General features: G+C 64.6%; 8 protein-coding genes. 5 read left to right on the top strand and 3 right to left on the bottom strand.

What is annotated here, in order from left to right; all coding sequences use genetic code 11:
- The first annotated feature begins 150 nt into the window (after positions 1-150).
- Both BRAS3843_RS26110 and BRAS3843_RS26105 read left to right on the top strand, forming a co-directional pair.
- Positions 151-561, top strand: coding sequence for an NTF2 fold immunity protein (locus BRAS3843_RS26110; protein ID WP_008972101.1), 411 nt, complete (start codon positions 151-153; stop codon positions 559-561).
- A gap of 267 nt (positions 562-828) precedes the next feature.
- The gene (locus tag BRAS3843_RS26105; RefSeq protein ID WP_035982780.1) at positions 829-1,086 is read left to right on the top strand and encodes a hypothetical protein; all 258 of its coding nucleotides are present in this window, start codon (positions 829-831) and stop codon (positions 1,084-1,086) included.
- On the opposite strand, the gene BRAS3843_RS40940 is transcribed toward BRAS3843_RS26105, so the two are convergent.
- Complete coding sequence (locus tag BRAS3843_RS40940) at positions 1,074-1,520, bottom strand: hypothetical protein (RefSeq protein WP_139024974.1); 447 nt, start codon at positions 1,518-1,520, stop codon at positions 1,074-1,076. The genes BRAS3843_RS26105 and BRAS3843_RS40940 overlap by 13 nt on opposite strands.
- Positions 1,521-1,524: 4 nt before the next feature.
- Between BRAS3843_RS40940 and BRAS3843_RS40935 the strand changes: the two genes are divergently transcribed.
- From BRAS3843_RS40935 to BRAS3843_RS26090, 3 genes are all read left to right on the top strand, one after another.
- On the top strand, positions 1,525-1,734 hold the full coding sequence (locus BRAS3843_RS40935; protein ID WP_139024973.1) for a hypothetical protein: 210 nt from the start codon (positions 1,525-1,527) through the stop codon (positions 1,732-1,734).
- A 538-nt stretch (positions 1,735-2,272) separates the two neighbouring features.
- Entirely contained in the window at positions 2,273-2,668 is a 396-nt protein-coding gene (locus BRAS3843_RS26095; RefSeq protein WP_008972097.1) for a GFA family protein, read from the top strand.
- Positions 2,669-2,857: 189 nt separating this feature from the next.
- The gene (locus BRAS3843_RS26090) at positions 2,858-3,469 is read left to right on the top strand and encodes a DUF1330 domain-containing protein (protein WP_008972096.1); all 612 of its coding nucleotides are present in this window, start codon (positions 2,858-2,860) and stop codon (positions 3,467-3,469) included.
- A gap of 16 nt (positions 3,470-3,485) precedes the next feature.
- On the opposite strand, the gene BRAS3843_RS26085 is transcribed toward BRAS3843_RS26090, so the two are convergent.
- Positions 3,486-4,838, bottom strand: coding sequence for an FAD-dependent oxidoreductase (locus tag BRAS3843_RS26085; RefSeq protein ID WP_008972095.1), 1,353 nt, complete (start codon positions 4,836-4,838; stop codon positions 3,486-3,488).
- Positions 4,839-5,158: 320 nt separating this feature from the next.
- Entirely contained in the window at positions 5,159-5,938 is a 780-nt protein-coding gene (locus BRAS3843_RS26080) for a DUF899 domain-containing protein (protein WP_008972093.1), read from the bottom strand.
- Between the last annotated feature and the right edge of the window lie 62 nt (positions 5,939-6,000).

The raw sequence follows: 6,000 nt of genomic DNA, 5'->3' as shown, positions 1-6,000 counted from the left end.
TTTATGTTTTTCCGAAGGACTTGACAGGATTTTGGGAGAAGGGCGGAGTGCTTCGCCCGTCGGGCAGCCATGATGTTGCAGTTGCGATCCAACGTTGCTCGCGACAAGAGGACTACTCCTAACATCTCTTGATATAGCCAGGTACCCGTCATGCCGCGCTTTGTTTCTGTCGTGCTCTCGATGCTGTTGATCCAGGCCGCCACCGCGAGAGAAACAGTGCCGACGGCGCACGAAGATCCTTCGATGTTGCTGTTTCGTGCAACGGGTGTGGAACTCGCATCCTCGGAGATCGCGCTGGCCCTCGCGGAGATGATCTTCAGGAAGATTTATGGAGATGCGGATTTCGAGACAGAGCGTCCGCTCCGCCTCAAGGATGGAGGAGATCGGTGGATCATCGACGGCAGCCGTAGCGCAGAAGATCATCCCGCATCCCTCCAACAAGTCTCAATTGGGGCCGCCCATATAGAGATACTGAAAGCGAACTGTCAGGTCGTGAAGCTGTCTCAGAAGGGATATCTCCGCTCACCGGATCGTCTGCAGGGGGGCTCGATCGGCCGATAAAGTGGCGGGGCCGTTCGATCGCATTCCGTTTTCCCGTCAGCAAACACAGGGCAGCCGATCCCATGGTGCAAAACGGCAGAACTCGAAGCCCGTTCGCGTGCACTGTCAGACGTCGTAGGTTCCGGGCGCGGAACGCGGCATGACAGCTCGGTGACACTGCCGCGCAACACTGTCCGCAAACTTCGCTACAACCAGCAATGTTAATTTGCGCTGCCGGCACGATTCAGACCTGCTGTCCAACTGTGTTCTGTTGACGGGGGGACGTCGATGTTGCGGGGTGTGATCTGCGCAGGTGTTCTGATGCTGGCGATGGGTTCGGAGCTGCAGGCCGCGAGCGAACCAGGGCTGGAGCATCAGATCTCCTGCTCGGAGGTGCGATATTATGTCGAGAAATACACCGCGGCGGTGGCCGAGATGTATGCGCGCAGTCACGGCGCGACCGATGCCCAGATCAGCCGGGCCCGCCGCTGTCTGACGGTCACCCACTTCCGACGTGCGGAGCGCTGGCGGACCTATACTGAGTGACAGGCTTGATGCCCGCCTCGCCATTTTCGGCACGGGTTATGGATTCCGGGCTCATCCGCGCGTGCGCGAATGCCCCGGAATGACGGAGGGAGGAAAGTGCGGGCGATTGTCTGCTTTAAGCGTTCATTAGCAAAGCAGCACACCGACACGATCAGACACAACTCGTGACGCCAGCTCTGGCGGACATCTGCGTTGAAGAAGCGGGCCAATCGCCATCCGGCGTGGCCGGCACCGATCCATTCTTCACGCGAGAATCCCATGTCGATCAGCTCCGTCAGTTCGCTCACAGCGGCCGCCTCGTCCCAGGCCACATCAGCCACGCAATCCACCTCGGCGACGTCACAGACCAGCGCGACGTCCGACACCAGCTCGACCAGCAGCGCGTCCGGCAGCTCCTCCAGCAGTTCCTCGGGCGGCAGCTCATCATCGAGCAAGACCGTGGTCAGCGAAGTCTCGATCACCGTCGACGGCGTCACCACCACGACCATCACCTATTCCGACGGCTCGACCGAAGTGACCAAGACCGCGGCCGCCAGCTCAGGCAGCGACAGCAGCAAGGGCGCCCAGACCTACAATGCGCAGGGCACGACCAATGGCGGCACGAGCAGCAGTGCGAGCGCATCGTCGAGCGCGGGCGTCGCGGCCTGAACGGCCGCGCATCGACGCTGACATCTGCTCCTCATCGCATCGCTGGACTGCAAGCGCATAGTGGTCGCACCGGATTCATCTTCCCCTTCCGGGCAAGGGCAACCGCATGGGGGCCTCATGGTTCTCCCGGCGATGCGAAGCATCGTCCGGAGATGTGCGCCTTTATTGCACCGTTCGCGGACGGCCTCGCTGGCGCCCGGCCTGCTCGGGCGCGCCGCACCCTCACCATGAGGGTTTGCCATTTTGCCACAAAGCAAGCCCTCGTCCTGAGGAGCTCGCCGGAGGCGAGCGTCTCGAAGGACGGCCGCGGGAGAGATAGCGGGCCGGTTTTTCTGCATGTGCGAGAGCCCGCCTCGCGGCGCTGCCCCGACGATCCTTGCGCCTCGCGCCCTCCCTGAGCTGCTCATCACTGCAGGCCGAAGTCTCTGTTGTAATACATCATTCGCTACAGCGTTGTTGCTCTCGGCCACGTCCGTTAACTTGCGAACGTAACGCGCGGCCAATCATCCGGGGCGCGGTCAGGCGAGGAGATATGCAAATGGTCGCATTTGGTGGAAGCTGCCTGTGCGGCAAGGTCGCCTTCGAGGTCGACGCACCGTTCGACCATTTCCTGAACTGCCATTGCTCGCGCTGCCGAAAAGCGACCGGGACTGCGCATTCCTGCGAAGTGATCGTGAAAGCCTCGGCGCTGCGATGGCTTCGCGGAGAAGTGTCCGTGGTCCGTTTCGACCTGCCGCAGGCGCGAAGTTTTGCCACCGCATTCTGCAGAATCTGCGGCAGCCCCTTGCCGCATTTGACGCGCAGCGGCCGCGAGGCGATCATTCCGGCGGGAAGTTTCGACCAGCCGCTCGGCACAACGCCGGACCGCCATGTTCATTGGGCCTCGCGCGCCGATTGGTATGTCCACGGCGATGGACTGCCCGCCGAGGACTGAGGCGCGGGGCGCGCCGATCGTGACGTTTTGTGTCCCGCCATGCGTGCCGCGATGCTCACCCGCGCCTTCCGCGCAAGGCGTCCTCACCGTTGCGTGAGCTTCTCCTGCCCTCGCCTTGCAAGGCGTGATCGAGCCGGTCACTCTCGCCCCCAGGGTGACACCAGATCGGGCTTGAGATCGGGCTTGGAGATGAAACAGAGTTATGTGGCGATCGGGCTCGCGATCGCGCTGACGGCGGCGCCGTCGTCGCCGACGCTGGCGCGCGGCGGCTTCGGCCATATCGGACATGGCGGCTTCGGTCACACGGGACTAGGTCACATGGGATTAGGTCATATCGGCCCTGGCGGTGGCGGTGAAGGCCGCGGCGAAGCGATCATCACCCCGACCTATGTGCTGATCAGCACGGCCAGACTGAACGACAAGGACGCCTTCATCAACGCGCTGCACGGCTTGGCGGATGCTGTGCTGCCGTTCGAGGGCCGCGTCGTCAGCGACGTCGACAATCCACCGTCCTGGGACGGGACCGCGGCGGCGCATGTGACGATGCTGCAATTCGACAGCGCCGATGCCGCGCAGCGCTGGAAGGACTCCGATGCCTACAAGAGCTTCGACGAGCAGCTCAAGCGAACCTCGGAGTCCTCGATCCGGCAGCTCCAGGGCCAGCCTGTGGCGCGCCCTGCCGACATGGCCAATGCGCGGTTCCGTGGCCGCAGGGGCCTGGATCCCAAGGCGTATGAGCCGCTGGTCAAGGAGTACGACACGACGTTAAGCAAGATGCACGGCATCTGCCACGGCTGCTGAGGACAACGCCCGCCGCTCACGCCATCGCTTTCGCGGCGACCGCCTCGATCCGCGCCTTGATATGCGGCTCCTGCAGCAGGCTGCGCGGTGCGAGCAGCTGAGCGACCTCGACCATCGCGCGATGGACCACGGGATCGGCGATCACCGCCCGGAACAAGGCGATGTCGAACTGCCGGCTTTGCTCGAAATTCTCCGGCCGTTCGCCGCGCGTGGTCGGAAAAGCCAGGTCGGTGCGGGTCGACATGCTCCAGGGCGCCTCGACCACCCCCGGGATTTCGGCCATGAAACCCGCCTGCACGGCGGCAATCGGATCCGGCTCGGCGGCCACCCGCTCCAACATCTCACGCAGCAGCCGCGCCTGCCGCGCGGCCGATGACATGCCCTGGCCGTAGATCGGGTTGAAGCGACAGATCGAATCGCCGAGCGGCAGCACGCCGCGCGGCAATCGCGGCAGTTGCTCGAAATGCCGCCACATGCTGGCAGCGAAGCCGTAGTGGCTGAGGCTCTCCGGCGGCGTGGCGTGACGGATCGCCTGATAGATCGATGGAGTCGGAAGCCGGCGCGCGGCAGCGAGCAAGTCTTCCCAGGTCTTCAGCTGCCCGGGGGCGCCGTAATCGATGATGGTGACCATCCAGCGGTCGCCCTCCACGGGCAGCAGCAGCGCGTTCAGAGGCTGGGTCGGCGGACTGGGCAGCGTGATCGCGAGCTTCCACGTCGGCGCCTCGTCGGGAATGTCCAGCACCGCGGTCGCGTAGCTGATGTCGACGCCGACCTCGCTCAGCTTCGGCCGCGCCCAGCTGAGCGCGTCGAACAGCATCAGGGTCGGCGCGCCGCGGCCCGAGGCATCGATCACCAGATCGGCTTCCAGGGTCTTGGAAGATCCGGACCGGAGCTCGATATGCACCCCGTGGACATCAGCACCTCTTGGCGAGGGAACGATCGCGCTCACACGGCAGCCCGAATGCACGGCGATGTTGCTCACCGCTGTGGCGCAATTGCGCAACACCGCTTCGATCAGCGGCCGCGTGGCGCCACGGATCGAGATGCCGAGATCCCGCATCGGCAACGCGCCGACATCGCCGCGCTCGTAGCGGACGTCCTGCGCGATCCCGACCGCGACCGCGCCGGCCTTCGTCAGCTGTTGCGAAAAGCCAGGATAGATCTCGTCCAGCGCCTTGAGCCCGCCCGCGAGTAGCCCATGGGAATGCCGATCCTGCGGGGTGCCTGTGCGCGAGGCGGCCGACCCCGCCAGCACGTCGCGCTCGACGATGTCGACCTGCTCGAAATACGGGGCCAAGGCGCCTGCGGCCGCCAAGCCGCCAATGCCCGCACCGATCACCACCGCCCGCCGACCCAACTTTCCGCTCATGCCGCCTGCTCCAGGTTTGCTGGAGCCGCAGATCAGCAGCCGAATTTTTCGAGCGCGTTTCCGAGGCGCGAAAAGCGGTTACGTCGGTAATGCGAGGGGCAGAGGTTGGCTCCCTGTCCCCGCAAGCGGCAGGCTCTCGCATGTATGAAAGGACTCGGCCGACGATCGCTCCCGCCGCCGTCCTTCGAGACGCTCGCCTCCGGCGAGCTCCTCAGGACGAGGGCGTGTTTCGCGGCTAGATCGTAGACCCTCATGGTGAGGGCGCGGCAAAGCCGCGCGTCTCGAACCATGAGGGCCGGATCGACCTGAAGACGCCGCAACTAACTCTTGTTCCGGAACGCCGCCTCGCCGGCGTCGGACACCTCGACCCAGCGCTGGTCGGGTGCGGCGCCTTCGACATAGCTGTCGTGCCAATTCCACCATTTGTAGGTCGGTGTCTGCGGATAGCCTTCCGGCGAATCCTCCCAGACCTCCTGGCGGCCGAGCGGTGTGATGTCGAGATAGTTCCAGGTGCCGCCCATCTGCTCGTCGCCGCGATTGTTGATGAAATAAGTGCGGAAGATGCGGTCACGATCGCGGAAGAAGACGTTGGTGCCGTGCCACTCGCCGACGCCGAAATCGGCATCGAAGCTGTCGGTGATCGTGACCCACGGCATGGTCCAGCCCATTTTTGCCTTCAGCTTCGCAATCTCCTCTTGCGGCGCGCGCGAGGCGAACACCAGCGTGGTGTCGCGGGCATTCAGATGAGAGAGATGGGCGACCTGGTCGGCCACCATCGAGCAGCCGCGGCAGGCGTGATCGGGCCAGCCGAACACGCCGGGCTCGAAGAAGGCGCGGTAGACGATCAGCTGGCGCCGGCCCGCGAACAGATCGCGCAGGCTGAGCCGGCCCGCCGGCCCCTCGAACACATAATCCTTCTCCACAACAGTCCAGGGCATGCGCCGGCGCTCTGCGGCGAGCGCGTCGCGCGCCCGCGTCTGCACCTTCTCCTTCACCAGCAGCGCCTGGCGCGCCGCCTCCCACTCCTGCGGCGACACAATGGGTGGTCTCTTCATGGCCTGCTGTCCGGTTGTTCGTTGGCTTTCGGCTGACGTGGTCATGGCTCGTTCTCCCGATTGCGGCGCGGCTCGTATGACGGAACGTCCCTTGCGCAGCGCGCGTC

Source organism: Bradyrhizobium sp. STM 3843, assembly GCF_000239815.1.
Taxonomy (GTDB): domain Bacteria; phylum Pseudomonadota; class Alphaproteobacteria; order Rhizobiales; family Xanthobacteraceae; genus Bradyrhizobium.
Note: the sequence above shows the minus strand (reverse complement) of the source record. Positions and strands in the feature narration are given on the sequence as shown.